The sequence below is a fragment of the Pandoraea sp. LA3 genome (genome assembly GCF_022696215.1).
Classification (GTDB): domain Bacteria; phylum Pseudomonadota; class Gammaproteobacteria; order Burkholderiales; family Burkholderiaceae; genus Pandoraea; species Pandoraea capi.
This window is the reverse complement of record NZ_PTPY01000013.1, coordinates 1-19,509: the sequence shown is the minus strand read 5'-3', so window position 1 is coordinate 19,509 and position 19,509 is coordinate 1. Positions and strand designations below refer to the sequence as shown.

Genomic DNA, 19,509 nt, shown 5'->3' with positions numbered 1-19,509 from the left:
CCTGCGGGGTCATCAATGCCGGTCGAGCTTCGGATCGAGCGCGTCGCGCAGGCCGTCGCCGAGCAGATTGAAAGCGAGCACGGTCAGAAAAATGGCCAGGCTCGGGAATATGGCGATGTGCGGCGCGTTGACCATGTCGGCACGCGCTTCGTTGAGCATCGCGCCCCACTCCGCCGTCGGCGGTTGCGCGCCAAGCCCGAGGAACGACAGACTCGCTGCCGTGATGATCGACGTACCGATACGCATCGAGAAGTACACGACAATGGACGACACCGTGCCGGGCAGAAGGTGCCGCATGATGATCGTCCAGTCCGACGCCCCGATGGAGCGCGCCGCCTCGATATACGTCAGATGCTTGAGCACCAGCGTGTTGCCGCGCACGAGCCGCGCAAACGCCGGAATCGAGAAGATGGCCACGGCCACGATCACGTTGATCATGCCGTTACCCAGCACGGCCACCACGCCGATGGCGAGCAGAATGCCCGGGAAGGCGAACAGCACGTCGGAGATACGCATGACGATGCGGTCCCACCAGCCTTCGTAGTAACCCGCCAGCAGGCCCAGCACCGTGCCGATCACCGCGCCGAGGGCCACGGAGCCGAAGCCGGCGGCCAGCGAGATGCGCGTGCCCGCGAGCACACGGCTGAAGATGTCGCGTCCGAGCGAATCCACGCCGAACCAGTGCTTCGCAGACGGCCCGGCGTTCAGGGCGTCGTAGTCGAAGAAGTTCTCCGGATCGAACGGCACGAGGTGCGGCGCGAGGATCGCAATGACGACCAGCACCAGCACGAAGGCGCCTGCGACCATCGCGATGTGCTGCTTCTTGAATTTGCGCCAGAATTCGCGCCACGGCGTGCGCACGCGATTGCCGCCGGCGGCCGCCGCAGTGGCCGTCGTCGGTTGGGTTGTCGGTTGGCTTGCGCTCATGATGCGTGCCTCACTTGTAGCGAATGGTCGGGTTGATGACGGCGTACAGCACGTCGACCACGAGGTTGATCAGAATGAACTCAAGCGAGAACAACAGCACCAGCGCCTGAATCACCGGATAGTCGCGCATCTCGACCGAGTCGATCAGCAGGCGTCCGAGTCCGGGCCAGTTGAATACCACCTCGACGACGATCGAGCCGCCGAGCAGAAAGCCGAACTGCAACCCCATCATCGTGACGACGGGGATCATGGCGTTGCGCAGCGCGTGCTTGAACACCACGCGCATTTCGTTGAGCCCCTTGGCGCGGGCCGTGCGCACGAAGTCTTCGTGCAGCACTTCGACGAACGCCGAGCGTGTGAAGCGGGCCATCACGGCGGCCACCGCCGCGCCCAGCGTGATCGAGGGCAGGATGTAGCTCTTCCACGAATCGGCGCCGATAGTCGGCAGCCAGCCTAGCTGCACCGAGAAAATCTGCATCAGCAACATGCCCAGCGCGAACGCAGGGAACGAGATGCCCGAGACCGCGAAGGTCATGCCGAGCCGGTCGGGCCAGCGGTTGCGCCAGACGGCAGACGCCACACCGAGCCCCATGCCGATCACCACCGACCAGATCATGCTCACCAGCGTGAGCCACAGCGTCGGCATGAAGCGGCTGGAGATTTCCTCCGAGACCGGTTGCTTGCTGCGCATCGACAGACCGAAGTCGCCGCGCACCGCGTGCGTGATGAAGGTCGTGAACTGGGTCAGCAGCGGCTTGTCGAGGCCGAGATCCTGGCGCACCAGCGCCACGGTCGCCTCGTCCGCCTGGGGACCGGCCGCCAGACGCGCCGGATCGCCCGGCAACATGTGCACGAAGCCGAACACCAGCACTGCCACGATCAGCAGCGTGGGGATCAGGCCGAGCAGGCGTTTGAGAAAGTAATTGAGCATCGCAGTCTTGCCGAACGTCTTGCCTAAACCATGTCTTGCGGTAGACCGCGCCGTCGGACGGAGCCGGCGGCGCGGGGAACATCACACTCGCAGGCCATCGCCGTCCCCCGACCAATGACGGGGGCGCGATGGGTCCGGCGATTACTTCATCGAGATATCGGTGAAGTTGAACGAGCCGTCAGGCATCGTGTACACGCCCGACAGGTTCTTGTTACGTGCGTACAGCAGCTTCTCCGTCACGAGGAACGCCCACGGCGCATCGTTCCAGATCTTCTGCTGGGCGTCCGTGTACAGCTTGGTCTTCTCTGCACGATCGGTCGTCAGCAGCGCCTTGTTGAAGTCGGCGTCAACGGCCTCGTTCTTGTAGTAGGCGGTGTTGAAGAGCTTCGGCGGGAACGACTCCGAGCCCAGCAGCGGGCGCAGCGCCCAGTCGGCTTCGCCCGTCGACGACGACCAGCCCACGTAGTACATGCGCACCGGCGCCTTGTCGGGATCCGGGGCCGATTCGACCAGCTCGACACGCTGACCGGCTTCGAGCGCGCGCACTTGCGCCTTGATGCCGACCTGCGCCAGTTGCTGCTGCACGAACTGGATCACCTTCTGCGCGGTGGTGTACGTGTAGGCCGACCACAGCGTGGTCTCGAAACCGTTCGGGTAACCGGCTTCCTTGAGCAGTTCCTTCGCCTTGGCCGGGTTATACGGCCACGGGCCGGTCTTGACCGCGTAGTCCACACCCTTCGGCACCACACCGTCGGCCGGGGTGGCGTAGCCCGCGAAGGCCACCTTCACCAGCGCTTCCTTGTTGATGGCGTAGTTGATGGCCTGACGCACACGCACGTCGTCGAACGGCTTCTGCTTCGTGTTGAAGCTCACGTAGCGCTGGATGATCGACGGACCGGCGATCACGTCGACCTTGCCGCTGGCCTTCAGGCCGTCGGCCTGCTCATACGGCACCGGGAAGGCAAAACCCGCTTCGCCCGTCTGCATGACGGCCGCACGCGTGTTGTTGTCCACCACCGGCTTGAAGGTGATCGTGTCGACCTTCGGATAGCCCTTCTTCCAGTAGCCGTCGAACTTCTTCACCTTCACGTAGTCGGTGCGGTTCCATTCGACGAACTCGAACGGGCCCGTGCCGACCGGGTGCGAGGCGATGTCCTTGCCGTACTTCTTCAGGGCTTCCGGCGAGATGATCACGGCCGACGGGTGCGCCAGCGTGTTGATGAACGGCGAGAACGCCTCCTTGAGCGTGAACTTCACCGTGTGCGCATCGACCGCTTCCGTCTTGGCGATTTCCTTGTACAGGTTGTAGCGCTTGAGCTTGTTGTCCGGGTTCGTCACGCGGTCGAAGTTCGCCTTCACGGCGGCAGCGTCGAAGGTCGTGCCGTCCTGGAACTTCACGCCCGACTTGAGCTTGATTGTGTAGACGAGGCCGTCCGGCGAGACCGTGTAGCTGTCGGCCAGCACGTTCACGAGCTTCATGTCCTTGTCGAAACCGAACATGCCTTCGTAGAACGACTTCGCGACCGCTTGCGACAGCGTGTCGTTGGCGTCGTACGGATCCATCGTCGTGAAGGTCGACTGCACGGCCATCACGACATCCTTGGCGGCGAACGCCGGGGCTGCACCGAACACGGCGGACGCCACAGCGACGGACGCGAGCGCGGTTTTCCAGCGAGCGCCCAACAAAACGTTTTTCGACATCTGTCTTTCTCCTTCTGGTCTGACGGGGTCGCCGCGGGCCAGTCCTTCGACTGCGCCACTTGGCGGGCATTATGGCTACAACGAGACGTGCAACTTGGGTACTGCCTGAAACTGCCGGGGACGCGAGTCCACGGGGAATGCGAAATCCGGTGCCGGACGTGGCATCGACAGATCAATCGATCCTCAATAAGCGCCGGCCACGCGATGACGCGCCACGAAGTGCCCTGCGCCGACTTCCACGAGCGGCTGCACCTGCGGTTCGTCGCCGATTGCGCGGATCGGGCTCGGAATCTCTTCCGTCAACAATTCCCGCTTGGCATGACGACGCGCCGGGTCGGCAATCGGCACCGCCGACATCAGCTTCTTCGTATAAGGATGCTGCGGGTTTTCGAAGATCGCGCGACGCGGGCCGATCTCGACGATCTGCCCGAGGAACATCACCGCCACGCGGTGGCTGATCCGCTCCACGACCGCCATGTCGTGCGAGATGAACAGGAACGCGATGCCGAACTCCTTTTGCAGATCGAGCATCAGGTTGATGATCTGCGCCTGCACGGAGACGTCGAGCGCCGAGACGGATTCGTCGGCGATCACGACCTTCGGCTTGAGCGCCAGTGCGCGGGCGATGGCGATGCGTTGACGCTGCCCGCCCGAGAACTCGTGCGGGTAGCGCTGCGCGTAGTCGGCCGGCAGGCCCACGCGTTCGAGCAGTTCGGCCACGCGCTTCTCGGCTTCCGCGCCGCTCGCCACGCCGTGCACCAGCAGCGGCTCCATGATCGAGAAACCCACAGTCAGACGCGGGTCGAGCGAGGCAAACGGGTCCTGGAAGATGAACTGGATATCGCGGCGCAACGTCTGCAAGGCGCGACCGGCAAGATCGTGAATCGGCTTGCCGCCGAACTCGATGGAGCCGCCCTGACTGGCGACCAGACGCAACAGCGCACGACCGGTCGTCGACTTGCCGCAACCGGATTCGCCCACGAGGCCCAGCGTCTCGCCGGGATAGAGATCGAAACTCACCCGCTCGACGGCGTGCACGCGCTGCTTCACACGGCCGAAGAATCCGGACGGTACGTCGAAGCGCGCGACGAGATCCTTCACTCGCAGGATCGGACCAGCCTCCGTCTTGACCGTCGGTTGCGGGGTTTCGGCGACGGGCTTGGCATCTGCCGGGGCGTCGTAGCGCAACAGCGGGAAGCGCGCCGGCAGGTCGGTACCCTGCATCGAACCGAGACGCGGCACTGCCGAGAGCAGCGCCTGCGTGTAGCGTTCGCGCGGGGCAGCGAAAATTTCCGCCGAGCGGCCCTCTTCCACCTTGTCGCCGCGATGCATCACGAGCACGCGGTCGGCGACCTCGGCGACCACGCCCATGTCGTGGGTGATGAACACGACACCCATGTGCATCTCGTCTTGCAATGCGCGAATCAGTTGCAGGATCTGCGCCTGAATCGTCACGTCGAGCGCGGTGGTCGGCTCGTCGGCAATCAACAGGCCCGGCTTGCAGGACAGCGCCATGGCGATCATCACGCGCTGACGCATGCCGCCCGAAAGCTGGTGCGGGAAACGGCCCAGCACACGCTTCGCTTCCGGAATCCGCACGAGTTCGAGCATGCGCAGCGCCTCGGCGCGCGCGGCGGCAACATCCTTGCCCTGATGCAGGCGGATGGATTCGGCAATCTGCTCCCCCACCGGGAAGACCGGGTTGAGCGAGGTCATCGGCTCCTGGAAGATCATCGCCATGTCCGCGCCGCGAATGCTGCGCATGGTGCGGCCGCTGGCGCGCGTGAGGTCGACGAGCTTGCCGTTGCGGCGACGCATGACCATCGAGCCCTCGGTGATGCGCCCGCCGCCGTTCTCGACGAGACGCATGGCCGCGAGCGAGGTCACCGATTTGCCCGAGCCCGATTCGCCCACGATGGCGAGCGTCTCGCCACGGTCGACATGGAAGGACAGATCGCGCACGGCCGTGACCACGCGCTCGGACGTCGCGAACTGCACGGTAATGCCGCTCACGTCGAGCACGCGCTCGTCGGGCAACGAAATCGTAGGGGTTGTCTTACGCTCAGCCACGCCTGTCCTCGCTAATCTTCACTTGCTGAATCTGGTACTGGTGCACGGTGCCGGGTATGGCCTCGCGCCGTCTTGCCCGAGCATCCCGGGACGTTCGGTCTTACTCGTGAATGGCCGTCACCGGCGTTTCGCCCACACGGGCCACGCCGCGATACATCCCTTCGGTATTGAACGGCAGCGCCACGTTGCCTTGCGCATCCACCGCGATCAGACCACCACGGCCATTCACTCGCGGCAGACGATCCTGAATGACACGCTCGGCGGCGTCTTTCAGCGAAAGCCCCGCGTAGGCCATCAATGCACCGACTTCGTAGCAGGCGACCGCACGAATGAAGGCTTCGCCCGTGCCCGTCGCGGAGACGGCGGCGGTCGCGTCGTTGGCATAGCAGCCCGCGCCGATGAGCGGCGAATCGCCCACGCGGCCGACGGCCTTGTTCGTCATCCCGCCCGTCGACGTGGCCGCAGCAATGTGACCGTGCATATCGCAGGCAACCGCGCCGACCGTGCCGAACTTCGTGTCCGGGTCGATGGGCTCTTTCTTGAGCGGCATGTCGTGATCGAGCGAGACGGCCGCGCTGGCGAGCGCACGCTGCAACTGGGCATAGCGCGCTTCGGTGAAGAAGTACTCGGGCTCGACCAGCTCGGCGCCGCTCGCCGCAGCGAACGCTTCGGCGCCTTCACCCACGAGCAGTACGTGGGGGCTGTGTTCGAGCACCGAACGCGCGGCCAGAATCGGGTTGCGCACGCGATGGACGCAAGCGATGGCACCCGCGTCGAGCGTGGTGCCGTTCATGATCGCGGCGTCGAGTTCGTGCGTGCCTTCGTGCGTGAACACGGCGCCACGACCGGCATTAAAGCGAGGGCAATCTTCGAGATGACGCACGGCTTCGGTCACGGCGTCGAGCGCGGAGCCGCCGGCGGCGAGCACGGCCTGTCCGGCGCGCAGCACGTCGGCCAATGCCTCGTGATACGCCTTGAGTTCTTCGGGCGACGTGTCGCGGCTGATCGTTCCGGCGCCGCCGTGAATGGCGATGACGGCACGTTGGGCATGACTCATGAGGCTTTGTCCTTTCTTTCGTTGCCGCCCGTCACCGCGCCGGACGAGGTGCCGGTGCTAACGCTGGTGGCGGCGGCGGCCGAGGTGGCGGAACGACCGGCGTTGCGGGGTGCCGCCGGCGCGTTCGAATGATTCGGTAGATGCATGGGGCTCGCGGGGTTTGCGCGAGCCGAACCCGGCGCTCCCAGCGTGCTGGCGGTTGCCCCGACGATGGCGTCGGTCAGCGCGGTATCCAGCGGCTCGGGATGCGTTTTGTTGGCCGTTTTGGCCAACGCCTGCGTCAGCGTGGCGCCCAGCGCTTCGGGCAGCGCGCCGGGCAGCGGGGTCGCGACGGCGGCGGTCTTCGTCGCGGCAGCGCTCGCGGCGTGCTGTGATGCTGCGGCACGCCGCATCACCGGTGTTGCGGCGCCGGCCGGGGCATTGGCGGGCGCATTCGGCAGTGTCAACGACGCAGAGTCAAGCCACGGCAGCAGGAAGTCGGTCAGTTCGGTCGCGCGATCTACGGCGTGTTTGGCGCGTTGCGCAACGGCATCGCAAATCGCATCGATCATGGCCAGCACACTCGCTTCGGAGTTGCTCGACAGGCGCGGTTTGCTCCGCACGAAGATCACGATATCGCCCAACGGCGCCAATGGCGACGTGGGGCTGTCGGTGAGCACCATCACGGATACGCCGCGACCGCGCAGGCGGCGGCACAGTGTCACGGTGTCGGACACGTAACGCGGGAAACCGAGGGCGATCACCAGATCCCCCTCGCGCAGCTTGAACAACTGACGTGCGGCATGCGTCGACCCGCCCGCCCCGACGACCGATTGCACGTTCTCGCAATATGGATCGAGGCCGTGGTGAAGCAGGCCCGCAAGGTAGCCACTCGCGCCGAGGCCTAGCACGTAGATGCGATGCGCCTGCAAGATCGACTCGACGGCGCGTTCGCAGGTACCGGCATCGAGCGCCCGACGTGTCCAGTCCAGGTTCTCGATGGCCTGCGCCAGCGACGCCGCCATCACATCGGCACTGGCGCTTGCCTGCGCCTTGCTCGTGCGCAGACTCTCGATCGGCGCGAGCGTCGCTTCGTAACCGCGCACCATCGCCGCGCGGCATTGCGGATAGCCATCGAAGCCCAGCGCGCGGGCAAAGCGATTGACGGTCGCCAGCGAGACGCCGACCGCGTCGGCAAATTCGTCGATACGCATGGTGGCCGCGCGAAACGTGTTGTCGAGCACGAACGCCGCCATGCGCTGTTGCGCAGGCGTCAGTTCGGGCATGGCTCGCACGATGCGCTCGGTGAGCGGCAAGTCGGCGGGCAACGAGTCGGCGTCAGTCATGGATCGCAGTCATCCTTCGGAGTGAAGGAAAGTATATTTTCATCAGCACCCCGTCAAAAGAAAAAAAATAGTTCAAATGCTGCCGAGCGGTCTGCCATCGACATCGCATTTCCCTTACACACCCCGCAAACCCCGTCAAAACAAGGGGGTTCGGTCCCCGTCGTACGCAAAAAACGGGCATACTAGGGGAAACCCGAATGCACGAACTTGCCGGAGGCTTTGCGATCCGATGCTGAAGTACGGTGACATCGCCCCGGTGTTTTTTGTCCGGTCGGCGAAGTCATTGGATGTCATTGATCAGACAGGCAGCAGATTCACTGGACAGCCACGCGAGAGTGGCAGGACCGCCTGGGGAGGCTAGGTCGGAGGCGAGTCGTAACGTGCAGTAAACATGGCGTAGTCAGGGGCTTACATCTGCCCCTTACCCTGACGACGTCGACGTGAAAGCTATTCGCCTCAAGGAGCCTGACCATGCTGAGTCCGCATGAAATCGCCACGCTGTTGCTGGCGGCCGCCTCGCTTGGCCCCATCGATGCCGATGCCCTCGAACCGCCCGATCTCGCCGCGCTGGAGCAAGCGCGTCTGGTCCATGTGGCGGTGGACGAGGGACACACCAAAGTGAGCGTGACCGAAGACGGTCACCGAGTATTGCGTCGTCTGGGACTGGAACGCTCGGGCGGCGAGCGCGCGCAAGCGCCGCACCTGACGATCGCGCCAGCGCAACGCCCGCGGCTTGAGACCGCGCGAATGGAAGGTGGGCGTTCGGCGGCCGATGTGGCAGCGTCCGCCACTGGAAGTCGAACTGTCGCTACGATGCAAATCGGCCGCGACGTGTCGCGGCCGATCGATATGCAGCAGGCAGCATCGCTGCCTGCGGATGCTTCGGGGATTCGCTCCCCGGAAACGACGTCAGCGCAATCAGAGCATCGCGAAGAAGAGGCTTAAGCGCGCGAGCACGATCAGCAGAATCTGCATCAGCAGGAACAGCCCCAACGGCGACAGGTCGAAACCGCCCACCATCGGGATGACGCGGCGAATGGGGCGCAGCAGCGGATCGAGCAGGTGCTGAAGAATCGGCATTGCGGTGGCACGCGGATTCACCCACGACAGCACCGCCATGAGCAGCGTCAGCCACATCACCAGATTGGCGCCCCACTTGGCCACCAGCACCAGCGCGACCAGCAAGCCACGCGGGAACACCGTGACCGGCGACACCCCGACCACCGCAGTGATCAGCACCAGATAGAGAATGGCGGCCAGCCATGCGCCGATCACGCACGCCCAGTCGATGCCGCCCACGCCCGGCACAACGCGCCGCAACGGCAACACGATCCAGTTGGTGAACTGAAACACCCCTTGGGAGAGCGGATTTCGCGGGGGCAGCCGGGTCGCCTGCATCCACACACGCAATAACAACAAAGCGCCGAATAGCGAGAAAACAAGATCTAGCAGCAGGCGGGCGATTTCGACGAGCATCTGGACTCCAACGGATTGTGCGGTGCCCCGCAAGATCGGCATTGTCGCATGCGTTTGCCCGAGTTCAATCCCTGCGTGTCGTCTTGTTGGCTTATCTCCCGAGGTCCTCCAACGGATGCGCGCCTTGCGGCCATGGACTCACGAAGAAGGCGTCGACCTGCGCCGCCGGCACGTCGGCGAGCGCGGCGTAGCGCCACCGGGGTTGCTTGTCCTTGTCGATCAGCAGTGCGCGAACGCCTTCGACGAAATCACCCGATGCGAACGCGTGATACCCCAGCACCAACTCCATGCGAAAGGCATCGGCCAGATCCAGACGGCGACCTGTCTGCAATTGCCGGTCAGTGACGCACAGACTGAGCGGCGAACGCTGCTTCAAGAGCGCGAGTGTCTCGGCAGACCATGCATTGTCGGTATCACTTCCCAGTGATGCCACGATGCCCGGCACGTCCAATGCGCTGAAGTGTCTGTCCAGCGTGGCTCTGACACGGGAGAGCGGCGCGGCGTCGGTCCATGTGCGGCCCAGCGGCACGAGGGCGGCACGAAGCGATGCCAGCAGGTCGGCGGTGTTTTGCGTGTTGCCGCCGGCGATTCGCTTGCCAGTGTGAGGCATCGAGCGATCCGCGCTGTCCGGCATGTCGTCCGGCCATTCGAAACGGTGCAACATCTCGCGCAGTTGCGCCGGGGCATCGCCTTCCAGCCAGACGTCCGCCAGCCCGCAGTACAGCGCGTCGGCGGCCGTGATCGTCACCCCGGACAGTCCAAGATATCGGGCGAGCGTGGGGGCCAGATGACCAAGGAACCAACTGGCACCCACGTCAGGGAACAGGCCGATCCCGGTCTCAGGCATCGCCAACCGTGTCCGGTCGGTCACGATCCGCAACGCTGCGCCCTGTGCGATGCCCATGCCGCCGCCCATGACAATGCCGTCGAGCAGCGCGATATACGGCTTCGGATATCGGTGGATCAGGAAATCGAGCCGGTATTCGTCGATGAAGAATGCCTGATGGTGGTTCGCGTTGCTTATCCGGCTTTCGTAGAGCGCGCGGACATCGCCACCGGCGCAAAACGCCTTCTCCCCTGCCCCTTCGACCAGCACCGCACGCACCGCGGGATCGTCGACCCACGCATTGAGTTGCCGCCACATCGCGCGCACCATGCCATGCGTAATGGCATTAAGCGCCTTGGGACGATTGAGCGTGATCACCCCGAATCCGTTGATCACGTCGAACAGGACTTCTTCTCCGGCGTCGTGGGCATCGCGTGCGTCGCGTGGGCTATGCCTGTCGTGCACGTCGTGCCTGTCGTGCGTTTCGCGTATATCGATACCGCTCTTTTGCAAGCTCACCCTTTCTCCTCCTGATCGCAACGATCGGCAGTCGTCAAACCGTGCGCCCGCGCCGTCAGTCCAGCGCGCGGGCAATGACTTGCCGCTGAATCTCGCTGGTGCCTTCGTAGATTTGCGTGATGCGCGCGTCGCGATAGTGGCGCTCGACCGGGTAATCTTCGAGGTAGCCATAGCCGCCATGGATCTGGATCGCGTGGGTACAGACCCACTCGGCCAGTTCGGAGGCAAAGAGCTTTGCCTGCGACGCTTCGGACAGGCACGGCAGCCCCTGTGTGCGAAGCGCTGCGGCGTGAAGAATCAGGAAGCGTGCCGCATTGATGCGCGTCGTCATGTCGGCCAGCATGTTCGCAATGCTCTGATGCTCCCGAATCGGTTTGCCGAACTGCTGACGCTCATTCGCATATTGCAGGGCGGCCTCGAACGCGGCCCGCGCCACACCGAGCGCGAGTGCCGCGATCCCGATGCGCCCCCCCTCGAGATTGGACAGCGCAATCTTCAGCCCCTGCCCCGGCTCACCGAGCATGGCCTCGTCGCCGACCTCGCAATCGACAAGCGTGATCGGACAGGTGTCCGACGCGCGGATGCCGAGCTTGTGTTCGGGATGGCCGACTTCGAAACCCGGCGTGTCCGTCGGTACGATGAATGCCGAAATACCGCGCTTGCCCGCCGCAGGGTCCGTGACGGCGAAAACGATGGCCACCGCAGCGCGCTTGCCGTTCGTCACGAACTGCTTGTTACCGTTGAGCACCCACTTGTCGCCGCGACGCTCCGCACGCGTTCGCAGGTTGTTGGCTTCCGACCCGGCCTGCGGCTCGGTCAGACAGAATGCGCCGATCTTCTTGCCGGCCGCCAGATCGGGCAACCAGCGCTCACGCTGTGCGTCCGTACCGAATTTCAGAATCGGCGCACACCCGACCGAGTTATGGACGGACATCATCGTCGCCGTCGAAGCACAGCCTGCCGCAATTTCCTCCATCGCGAGCGCGTACGCCGTGTAGTCGGTGTAGGACCCGCCGTATTGCTCAGGCACCATCATGCCGAGCAGGCCGAGGTCGCCCATCTGCGCGACCATCGCGTCGGGCAGCGCGCACTCGCGATCCCATTGCGCAGCGTTCGGCGCCAACTGCTCGGAGGAAAACGCACGCGCCATGTCGCGGATCATGCGTTGGTCTTCGGTATAGAAATCCATATCTGTCTCCTGCGTCGTTATCTCGTCGACCCCAATCACCTCGAACCCGATCGGACACGGTAGGAATGCACCGGCGAGCGTCGCCGACATCTGTGCCTGTCGATGGATCCAGTGTAGGGATCGCAGCGCGTTGGCACCATAGCCAAAAACGGCAAATTGGATGAGCGGAATTGCCATCGGAATCGTCTGTATTCGGATCAGGACAAACCCTTGCTGGTGCGGGCCGCGCCGCTCCCCCGACATCCAACAACGTGCCCGAACACTCTGCTGCACCGCGAAATACCCTATCTGCGGAGTGGATAAATCCCTCACGAACTCTGAACCGTTTGGACATTGCCTGCCGCCGACGCCCCGCATTAGGATGATTTTCGCCCTTGCCCATGAGCGCCGCGTCCGAGGTTCCTTATAGACGGCGCCGGGGAGCGGCCGACATCGCGCGCCGAGTGCCCAATGCCTTTCGAGGTCTTTGCATCTTAGGCGCGCCGTCGGCCGGCATCCGACTACAGGAGACAACCCATGACTGCGGATTACGCCCAAGCCTACGAGACGTTCGACCTCGACGCCACGGTACGTGCCACGCTCGACGGCAACCTCGACGCGATGAATGCCTGCGTCGAGTGCTGCGACCGTCATGCGCTTCCCGGGCGCATCGCCCTCTTCTGGGAGGGAAAAGACGGCACGAGCCAGACCTGGACATTCAAGCACTTGCAGGCGCTTTCCGCCCGTTTTGCCAACTTCCTGCGCGAACAGGGCGTGCAGCCCGGCGACCGCGTGAGCGGCCTGCTGCCGCGCACCCCGGAGTTGCTGATCACGATCCTCGGCACGTGGCGGGCAGGCGCGGTTTATCAGCCGCTCTTCACCGCGTTCGGCCCGAAGGCCATCGAGCATCGTCTGCAAAGTGCCCAGAGCAAGCTCGTGATAACCGACGCCACGAACCGCAGCAAGCTCGACGAAGTGGAGCACTGCCCGCCGGTCGTGACCGTCAGCGGGCCGCGCGGCGAAGGCGTACGCCGCAGCGACTTCAGCTTCTGGCATGAGGTCGAACAGCACGGTGCCGAGTTCGCGCCGGTCATGCGCCGTGCCGACGACCCGTTCCTGATGATGTTCACGTCGGGCACGACGGGCGCGGCCAAGCCGGTCGCGGTACCGCTGCGCGCCATCATGGCGTTCGTGGGCTACATGCGCGACGCGGTCGATCTGCGGCCGACCGATACGTTCTGGAACATCGCCGACCCGGGCTGGGCTTACGGCTTGTATTACGCGGTCACCGGGCCGCTCGCGATGGGCATTCCCACCACGTTCTACGACGGCCCGTTCAACGTCGAAAGCACCTATCGCGTCATCAAGAAGCTCGGGATCACCAATCTGGCCGGATCGCCCACCGCGTTCCGTCTGCTGATCGCCGGTGGCGACAAGGCTGCCGCACCGGTCAAAGGACAGTTGCGCGCCGTTTCCAGCGCAGGTGAGCCGCTCAACCCGGAAGTCATTCGCTGGTTTGCCGAGCACCTCGACGTGACCATCCATGATCATTACGGCCAGACGGAACTCGGCATGGTCGTATGCAATCACCATGCGCTCGGCCATCCGATCCAGGCCGGTGCGGCGGGTTTTGCGTCTCCGGGTCATCGCGTCGTGGTGCTCGACGACGACGGTCGCGAGTGCGCCGTCGGCGAGCCCGGCGTGCTTGCGCTGGATCGTACCCAGTCGCCGCTGATGTGGTTCGGCGGCTACTGGGAACGCGAGACGCCTGCATTCGTGGGGAATTACTACCTTTCCGGCGACACGGTCGAGCGCAACGCCGACGGCAGCATCAGCTTCGTCGGCCGCAATGACGACGTGATCACGTCGTCGGGCTACCGCATCGGACCGTTTGACGTCGAGAGTGCCTTGATCGAGCATCCGGCCGTGATCGAAACCGCCGTGATCGGCAAGCCGGACCCGGAGCGTACGGAAATCGTCAAGGCGTTCGTCGTGTTGCACGCACAGTTCGCGGCATCGGACGCCCTCGCTCGCCAATTGCAGGAGCACGTTCGTCATCGACTTTCCACTCACGCGTATCCACGCGAAATCGAATTCGTGACCGAATTACCCAAGACACCGAGCGGCAAGCTCCAGCGCTTCATCCTGCGTAATCAGGAAATCGCCAAAGCGGCGCCCGCACCGGCGATCGCCGCCTGAGCACGCCTTCACTTTTATCGCCTTTTCAGGACACGCCACTCATGCAAATCAAGGATCGCGTCTTTCTCGTCACCGGCGCGTCGTCGGGTCTCGGCGCCGCCACGGCACGCATGCTCGTCGACGCCGGCGCCCGGGTCGTGCTCGGCGACATCAACGCCGAAGCCGGGGCCGCTCAGGCCGATGCCCTGGGGGATGCCACGCGCTTCGTCGCCACCGACATCACCCGCGAAGACGACGTACAGCGTCTCGTCGACACGGCCGGGAGCGCCTTCGGCGGACTCAATGGCGTCGTCAATTGCGCAGGGCTTGTCATTGGGGAACGGATTCTCGGCAAGCAGGGGCCGCATCGCCTCGAGAGCTTCGCACGCATCGTCAACGTCAATCTGATCGGCACATTCAACGTGCTGCGCATTGCGGCATCGGCGATGGCAGAAGGCACAGCCGACGCCGAAGGCGAGCGCGGCGTGATCGTGAACACGGCGTCGGTCGCCGCGTTCGATGGGCAGATCGGGCAGGCCGCCTACGCCGCATCGAAAGGCGGGGTTGCGGCATTGACGCTGCCTGCCGCGCGCGAGCTGGCACGTGTGGGCGTGCGCGTCGTGACCATTGCCCCGGGCATCTTCGAGACCCCGATGATGGCCGGCATGACGCCGGAAGTTCAGGCCGCGCTGGGGGCGTCGGTGCCATTCCCGCCGCGTCTCGGACGCCCGTCCGAATATGCGGCGCTGGTGCGTCATATCGTCGAGAACACCATGATCAACGGCGAAGTCATTCGCCTCGACGGCGCGCTGCGCATGGCGCCGAAGTAAAACTTCGCCGGTGTCGACCGGCAACGAAACCTCCACTGCGAACGACGTCGCCGCACCGCGCCGAGCGACGTCATCCGCGAATTCGGAATACGCCGATCCGTTTTTCGGACGGCACCGGAAGCGCCATCAGGGGCCGCACTGCTAGAATTCCTGCGTCCCCCTGCTACGGCTTTACACCGGTTCCGATTCGCGACGCATGGAAAAAGGCAGCATTTCGATACATTTCGTGATTAACGCATTGGCGCACGTCGAACGACTCGGCGGCGATCCGACGGCATTACTGCGGGCCGCCGACATTGCGCCTTCGCTGTTGACGCACCCGCAAGGCCGCGTGTCGGCCGATCGATATGCGCATCTGTGGCGGCTCATCAGCCTCGCGCTGGACGACGAGTTCTTCGGTCAGGATTCGCGTCGCATGAAAGTGGGCAGCTTTGCGATGCTCTGCCACAGCGTCGTCGCGTGCCGCACGCTGGAGCAGGCATTGCAGCGCGCCTCGCGTTTCTTCGGCCTGCTGCTCGACGATCTGGAGATGCATCTGGTGCGCGATGACGCCCTCGCCCGGCTGGAAGTCCATGAGCGCGCAGACGCACAAGCCCCGCGCATCTTCGGTCATGAAACGCTACTGATCCTGTTCTATGCGCTCACTTGCTGGCTGATCGCGCGACGCGTCACGCTGAGCACGGCGTACTTCGCGTTCGAGGAACCGGTGTATAGCGACGAGTACCGCACGATGTATTCGGCACGGCTGGTCTTCAATGCTGATCGCACCGCCATCGAATTCGACGGGGCGTGTCTTGATTTGCCTGTCGTGCAGAACGAAGTCAGCGTGAAAGACTTCCTGCGCGCCGCGCCCGGCAACATCATCCTCAAGTACAAGAACACAAAGGGGATGGTGGCACGCGTGCGTCGACGTCTGAAGACCATGCCGACGGATAGCTGGCCGGCGTTCGAAACGCTGGCGGGTGAATTCCACACCACGCCGTCGACGTTGCGTCGGCGGCTTGAGGATGAGGGCCAATCGTATCAGTCGATCAAGGACCAGTTGCGACGCGATCTCGCCATTCACGCGCTGTGCCACACGTCGAAGCCGATGCTGGAAATCGCCCTGTCGTTGGGATTTGCCGACCCCAGCGCCTTCTTCCGTGCATTCAGGAAATGGACGGGAGCACGGCCCGGCGATTACCGGCGTCAGGCCGCAGAAGCCTGACACCGGACTCGCGGAAATCGTTGCGCGGCGGTCCTTCGATTGCGACCCGCCGTCGTAACTCAGGCCGTCCGCGCTTTGGCACCGACGGTGCTGCGCTCGTCATCGTCGTCATCGAGTTCGATACGTTTGACTTCACCGAGCAGCAACAGATAGCACAGCACGCCGGCAATCGCGAAGAGGCTGATGAGGCCGAGCGCCCAACCGAACGAGCCCGTCGCTTTCACGATGAAGCCGATCGCGATGGGGGTGATGATGCCCGAGAGGTTGCCGGCGAAGTTCACCGCGCCCCCCGTGATCCCGACCATGCCCTTCGGCGCAATGTCCGCGACGAGCGACCACGACGCCGACGCCACGCCTTGCGCGAAGAAGGCGAACGACATGATGGCGATGACGAGCCAGTTGGCATCGGTGAGCACGGTAAGCGACATCGTCGGCACGAGCAGCAGGCCGGTGACGATCGGCGTCTTGCGCGCCGTGCCGACCGCGACACCTCGGCGCAGCAGCCAGTCCGAGAGCAAACCGCCGCAGACAACCCCGATGGAGGCGGCCACGAACGGCACCGACGTCATGCCACCCGCCTTGAGCACCGTCATGTGACGCTCGGTGATCAGGTAGGTCGGGAACCACGTCAGGAAAAAGTAAAGCGACGACAGCGAGGCGAACTTACCCACACAGATCGCGATGATCTGACGATTGCGGAACAGCGCCAGCAGCTTGCGCCACGGAAACTTTTGTGACGTCGCCAGTGCTTGCGGCTTCGCTTCCACGAGCGCTCCGCCGCTGCGAATATGGTTAAGCTCGGCGGCGTTCACCCACCGGCATTTATCGGGATCGCGATACCCCGCGAACCACACGCCGGCCCAGACGATGCCAAGCAAGCCCGTCGCATAGAAAATCTCGCGCCAGCCCCAGGTATGGGCAATCCAGAACAGTACCGGTGTGAGCGCGGCCATACCGATGTACTGACCGACGAGATAGACACTGGTCGCGACACCTCGCTCACGCTGCGCGAACCAGACCGAGACGACCCGGTTATTCACCGGAAACGTCGGCGCTTCGGCCACGCCCACGCCGAGTCGCATACCGAAGAGCGTGGCAAAGCGTGAAGTGAAGCCCTGCATGAAGGTAAGCACCGACCAACTGAGAATGGCCACGCCATAGATGGCGCGCGTGCCGAAGCGGTCGATCACCCAGCCGCCGGGGATGTTCGCGATCACATACGTCCACGCGTATGCAGAGAAAATGAAGCCCAGCTCGACAGGGCCGAGACCGAACTCCTGCTTGAGCATCGGCGCCGCGACCGAGAGATTGGCGCGGTCCACATAGTTAATGACCGTACCGACGAAGACCAGAAAAAGCATCCAGTAGCGCACCCGCGACGGGCGCTGCGGGGACGAAGACGATGGGGGCAGAGGAACTGACATATTGCATCTCGTAATGTGCGGTGGCGCCTCGGGGTCGCCACCGGAAACCGGCCATCACCGACATCGACGGGGCCATCTGTGACATTGGCGCCCGTGAGTTGGCGACTTAAAAGCTGTGATACATCCCAACGCGCAGCAACATCTGATCGTGATTGCTCGACGCACCGATCGGATACGACGCGGCGTGGTTGTTACCCGTTGCGGCGATATAGGTCACTTGTGCCTGCAATTGCGTACGTTTCGAGAACGAATACAGGTCGCCCGCTTCGATCTGGTTGTAGTGCGTGTGATTGAACGACGAATACGAATAGCCGAGCGTGAGCGCGTTCGCCTCTGTCACGCGGTACTCCGTGCCGACGTCGTAGTTGAACATGTTGCCCGAGCCGCCGGGCGCGCGGACTTCGCTGCGGGTGTAGAGCGCGTGCACGTTCCAGCGCGACGAGAGACGATACGAAGCGCCGATACCGGTGTTGTTCACGGCATCCGACTGGAAAAGCTTCGTTGCGGAAAGGGCTGACTGACCGAACAACGACGAAATGCCGAGGCGCGAAGAAAAATCGAACGTCCGCTTGTTGATGCTTACGTAAGTGGCGGCGACCGACAGCGGCCCGTTGTCGTACCTCACGTAGCCACCGACCGTGCGGCCCTGCGCGTTCCCGCCCGCGAAGCCGTACATCAGGCCACCGGTCAGACCATGAAAACTCGTGCTGTTCCACTTCACGGCATTATCGATCTGCGACGAATTCGCCAGATTGTCGAGGTTGCCCGGGTGATAGGCATACAGATTGTGTTGCCAGAAGCCGTTCGAATAGCGAATCGAGACATCCTGCATGAAGTCTGTCTGGTGACCGATCGACACCGTGCCGAAGCGATCGCTCGCCAGCCCGACCCAGGCCTGACGATTCCACTCCACGCCGCTATTGATCAGCGCGCCGGAGCTGGTGTTGAAACCTTGTTCCAGTTGAAAGACGGCGGCGAGACCGCCACCGAGGTCCTCGCGCCCCTTAAGACCAAAGCGGTCAGGCTGCCCGATGCCCGCGTCCATCTTGAACAGGCGGCCACCGCCCTGATTGCTCACATAAGTGAGGCCGTCGTCGACCGTTCCGTAAATCTGCAACGAATTGCCTGCGGCATGTGCTGCGCCAGCGCATGCGAGACCTGCCAGACCGACCAGACCAACCGTAAGGCCGGTGGCGCATTTACTGCGTCTCTTCACCATCCACTCCTGTTATGCGCCCTGATGCTTCGGGGCTATGTCGCCCCTTTGCCGGCACGGTTGACGTCCATCATGACGTTCCGGCCGAAGCATCGTTATTGTCTTGCCTATGAAACAATGATTAATAGGTGAGACAATTATGGCGAAGTGATTTCAGTGAGACAAGCAGAAAATAAGTAAACGCTTATTGATGTTGCGCAGATGCTAATGACAAAGGTGTCGCGCGTCTGCGAAAAAAATTGAGGACGCGTTCGATCCCCGAGGTCGACGGCATTCGTTAACAGACGAGTGGCATGGCGACACACCCGAACCGAGTGACGAAGCAAGCGACAGCCGATTCATGGAGAAGCGGCCGGGCATATGAGTGGCGGCGATAGCCGGCCCCCTGACGCAGCGACTTAAAGGTAGTGGAGCGGAGTCAGGGGGCCGGGTATCGGCGCTGCCCGGAAGTAAAGAGAGAACAGCGGGCGGCGCACACCGATGGTTCAACTGGGGAGGCATGAGTGGCGGCGATAGCCGGCCCCCTGACGTAGCGACTTAAAGGTAGTGGAGCGGAGTCAGGGGGCCGGGTATCGGCGCTGCCCGGAAGTGACGAGAGAACAGTGGGCTACGCACACCGATGGTTCAACTGGGGAGGCATGAGTGGCGGCGATA

Annotated in this window: 15 protein-coding genes; 4 read left to right on the top strand and 11 right to left on the bottom strand. The window is 63.6% G+C overall.

Annotation, left to right across the window (positions count from 1 at the left end; genetic code table 11):
• Positions 1 to 12: 12 nt before the first annotated feature.
• The 6 genes from gsiD to C5N93_RS00640 form a co-directional block, all read right to left on the bottom strand.
• Complete coding sequence (gene gsiD / locus C5N93_RS00665) at positions 13 to 927, bottom strand: glutathione ABC transporter permease GsiD (RefSeq protein WP_242557908.1); 915 nt, start codon at positions 925 to 927, stop codon at positions 13 to 15.
• 10 nt (positions 928 to 937) lie between these two features.
• On the bottom strand, positions 938 to 1,858 hold the full coding sequence (gsiC, locus tag C5N93_RS00660; RefSeq protein WP_069343448.1) for a glutathione ABC transporter permease GsiC: 921 nt from the start codon (positions 1,856 to 1,858) through the stop codon (positions 938 to 940).
• A gap of 141 nt (positions 1,859 to 1,999) precedes the next feature.
• Positions 2,000 to 3,559 carry a glutathione ABC transporter substrate-binding protein GsiB gene (gsiB, locus tag C5N93_RS00655; protein WP_069343449.1) on the bottom strand — a complete coding sequence of 520 codons (1,560 nt, stop codon included), beginning with the start codon at positions 3,557 to 3,559 and terminating at the stop codon, positions 2,000 to 2,002.
• 183 nt (positions 3,560 to 3,742) lie between these two features.
• Positions 3,743 to 5,629, bottom strand: coding sequence for a dipeptide ABC transporter ATP-binding protein (locus tag C5N93_RS00650; RefSeq protein ID WP_242557907.1), 1,887 nt, complete (start codon positions 5,627 to 5,629; stop codon positions 3,743 to 3,745).
• Positions 5,630 to 5,729: 100 nt separating this feature from the next.
• The gene (locus C5N93_RS00645; RefSeq protein WP_242557906.1) at positions 5,730 to 6,686 is read right to left on the bottom strand and encodes an isoaspartyl peptidase/L-asparaginase; all 957 of its coding nucleotides are present in this window, start codon (positions 6,684 to 6,686) and stop codon (positions 5,730 to 5,732) included.
• Positions 6,683 to 8,011 (bottom strand): MurR/RpiR family transcriptional regulator, encoded by a 1,329-nt coding sequence (locus C5N93_RS00640; protein WP_347403282.1) that lies wholly within the window; start codon positions 8,009 to 8,011, stop codon positions 6,683 to 6,685. The genes C5N93_RS00645 and C5N93_RS00640 overlap by 4 nt, the downstream gene beginning before the upstream one ends.
• Before the next feature lie 471 nt (positions 8,012 to 8,482).
• Between C5N93_RS00640 and C5N93_RS00635 the strand changes: the two genes are divergently transcribed.
• Positions 8,483 to 8,956 (top strand): hypothetical protein, encoded by a 474-nt coding sequence (locus C5N93_RS00635; RefSeq protein WP_242557905.1) that lies wholly within the window; start codon positions 8,483 to 8,485, stop codon positions 8,954 to 8,956.
• Here C5N93_RS00635 and C5N93_RS00630 read toward each other — a convergent pair.
• The 3 genes from C5N93_RS00630 to C5N93_RS00620 form a co-directional block, all read right to left on the bottom strand.
• Positions 8,930 to 9,487: a YggT family protein gene (locus C5N93_RS00630; protein ID WP_069343453.1), complete on the bottom strand. Its 558-nt coding sequence runs from the start codon at positions 9,485 to 9,487 to the stop codon at positions 8,930 to 8,932. The two genes, C5N93_RS00635 and C5N93_RS00630, sit on opposite strands and share 27 nt — an antisense overlap.
• A 91-nt stretch (positions 9,488 to 9,578) precedes the next feature.
• A complete protein-coding gene (locus C5N93_RS00625) occupies positions 9,579 to 10,832 on the bottom strand; it encodes an enoyl-CoA hydratase/isomerase family protein (RefSeq protein ID WP_242557904.1) in 1,254 nt (417 codons plus the stop codon).
• 55 nt (positions 10,833 to 10,887) lie between these two features.
• Positions 10,888 to 12,021: an acyl-CoA dehydrogenase gene (locus tag C5N93_RS00620; RefSeq protein WP_069343467.1), complete on the bottom strand. Its 1,134-nt coding sequence runs from the start codon at positions 12,019 to 12,021 to the stop codon at positions 10,888 to 10,890.
• Positions 12,022 to 12,537: 516 nt separating this feature from the next.
• On the opposite strand from C5N93_RS00620, the gene C5N93_RS00615 reads away from it, so the two are divergent.
• The 3 genes from C5N93_RS00615 (at position 12,538) to C5N93_RS00605 (ending at position 16,215) form a co-directional block, all read left to right on the top strand.
• Entirely contained in the window at positions 12,538 to 14,199 is a 1,662-nt protein-coding gene (locus tag C5N93_RS00615; RefSeq protein ID WP_242557903.1) for an acyl-CoA synthetase, read from the top strand.
• 41 nt (positions 14,200 to 14,240) lie between these two features.
• Positions 14,241 to 15,008, top strand: coding sequence for an SDR family NAD(P)-dependent oxidoreductase (locus C5N93_RS00610; RefSeq protein ID WP_150721734.1), 768 nt, complete (start codon positions 14,241 to 14,243; stop codon positions 15,006 to 15,008).
• Between the two features lie 196 nt (positions 15,009 to 15,204).
• The gene (locus C5N93_RS00605) at positions 15,205 to 16,215 is read left to right on the top strand and encodes an AraC family transcriptional regulator (RefSeq protein WP_242557902.1); all 1,011 of its coding nucleotides are present in this window, start codon (positions 15,205 to 15,207) and stop codon (positions 16,213 to 16,215) included.
• Between the two features lie 59 nt (positions 16,216 to 16,274).
• Here the strand turns inward: C5N93_RS00605 and C5N93_RS00600 are convergent, their stop codons facing one another.
• The gene (locus C5N93_RS00600; RefSeq protein ID WP_242557901.1) at positions 16,275 to 17,639 is read right to left on the bottom strand and encodes an MFS transporter; all 1,365 of its coding nucleotides are present in this window, start codon (positions 17,637 to 17,639) and stop codon (positions 16,275 to 16,277) included.
• A 106-nt stretch (positions 17,640 to 17,745) separates the two neighbouring features.
• Positions 17,746 to 18,855 (bottom strand): porin, encoded by a 1,110-nt coding sequence (locus C5N93_RS00595; RefSeq protein WP_242557900.1) that lies wholly within the window; start codon positions 18,853 to 18,855, stop codon positions 17,746 to 17,748.
• Between the last annotated feature and the right edge of the window lie 654 nt (positions 18,856 to 19,509).

Excerpts from the sequence above, each read along its gene's own strand:
- C5N93_RS00635 (WP_242557905.1), top strand. The coding sequence starts at position 8,483 with ATGCTGAGTCCGCATGAAATCGCCACGCTGTTGCTGGCGGCCGCCTCG.
- gsiB (WP_069343449.1), bottom strand. The coding sequence starts at position 3,559 with ATGTCGAAAAACGTTTTGTTGGGCGCTCGCTGGAAAACCGCGCTCGCG.
- C5N93_RS00640 (WP_347403282.1), bottom strand. The coding sequence starts at position 8,011 with ATGACTGACGCCGACTCGTTGCCCGCCGACTTGCCGCTCACCGAGCGC.
- C5N93_RS00630 (WP_069343453.1), bottom strand. The coding sequence starts at position 9,487 with ATGCTCGTCGAAATCGCCCGCCTGCTGCTAGATCTTGTTTTCTCGCTA.
- C5N93_RS00610 (WP_150721734.1), top strand. The coding sequence starts at position 14,241 with ATGCAAATCAAGGATCGCGTCTTTCTCGTCACCGGCGCGTCGTCGGGT.
- gsiD (WP_242557908.1), bottom strand. The coding sequence starts at position 927 with ATGAGCGCAAGCCAACCGACAACCCAACCGACGACGGCCACTGCGGCG.
- C5N93_RS00645 (WP_242557906.1), bottom strand. The coding sequence starts at position 6,686 with ATGAGTCATGCCCAACGTGCCGTCATCGCCATTCACGGCGGCGCCGGA.
- C5N93_RS00620 (WP_069343467.1), bottom strand. The coding sequence starts at position 12,021 with ATGGATTTCTATACCGAAGACCAACGCATGATCCGCGACATGGCGCGT.
- C5N93_RS00605 (WP_242557902.1), top strand. The coding sequence starts at position 15,205 with ATGGAAAAAGGCAGCATTTCGATACATTTCGTGATTAACGCATTGGCG.
- gsiC (WP_069343448.1), bottom strand. The coding sequence starts at position 1,858 with ATGCTCAATTACTTTCTCAAACGCCTGCTCGGCCTGATCCCCACGCTG.
- C5N93_RS00615 (WP_242557903.1), top strand. The coding sequence starts at position 12,538 with ATGACTGCGGATTACGCCCAAGCCTACGAGACGTTCGACCTCGACGCC.
- C5N93_RS00600 (WP_242557901.1), bottom strand. The coding sequence starts at position 17,639 with ATGTCAGTTCCTCTGCCCCCATCGTCTTCGTCCCCGCAGCGCCCGTCG.